Here is a 622-nt window from a genome sequence, read left to right as displayed (position 1 = left end):
TTTAATCTAAAACCAGCCACATATCAGCCTCTTCAAACATTTCCTGAACAGTRCGGCTTATCTGNYCCTTCTMATGCTTGCTGGCGTCAGTGTTGAWCGYCRGCAGTGTCATCATMGGTTKAACCCGAACATCAGCATCGGGRAAGATCCGGTRAACCCTCTTGGTCAGTTCGCCCAGAATGATATCTTTTGCACCGGGCAGCCCATCAAAATTCCTTTTATCATAAACGAGTTCCACGAACATGCTTTAACTCCTCTTTACTGTGCTTAATGCCAGTATATACTGTATGTATAAACAGTATAAATGCGAGTGAGTTTATTATGAAGTTTTATTCACCAGCTGAGTTGCGCCAGATAGTTGCGCTTCCCTTATTTAGTGATCTTGTTCCATGCGGATTTCCCTCTCCAGCGCATGATTACGTTGAACAACGTATTGATCTCAATGAACTATTAGTTCAGCACCCATGTGCAACATACTTCGTGAAGTCATCCGGTGATTCTATGACTGGAGCGGGGATCGGAAATGGCGATTTGCTTGTCGTCGACCGTTCCAGAAAGCCTTCACATGGAGATATTGTTATCGCTGCCATCGATGGCGAATTCACGGTTAAACGTCTTCAGC

Annotated in this window: 2 protein-coding genes; one reads left to right on the top strand and one right to left on the bottom strand. The window is 44.5% G+C overall.

The annotated features are described in order from the left end of the window. Position 1: 1 nt before the first annotated feature. The gene (locus tag JSN25_RS19965; protein WP_204525285.1) at positions 2-244 is read right to left on the bottom strand and encodes a DinI-like family protein; all 243 of its coding nucleotides are present in this window, start codon (positions 242-244) and stop codon (positions 2-4) included. A 77-nt stretch (positions 245-321) separates the two neighbouring features. On the opposite strand from JSN25_RS19965, the gene umuD reads away from it, so the two are divergent. Further along, positions 322-622: translesion error-prone DNA polymerase V autoproteolytic subunit (gene umuD, locus JSN25_RS19960; RefSeq protein WP_233638425.1), on the top strand; the 301-nt coding region annotated here is incomplete at its 3' end.

It is taken from the genome of Citrobacter cronae, from assembly GCF_016893685.1.
In the GTDB taxonomy this organism is placed as follows: domain Bacteria; phylum Pseudomonadota; class Gammaproteobacteria; order Enterobacterales; family Enterobacteriaceae; genus Citrobacter; species Citrobacter werkmanii.
The sequence above is the reverse complement of the archived record's forward strand: the minus strand, read 5'-3'. Positions and strand labels throughout refer to the sequence as shown.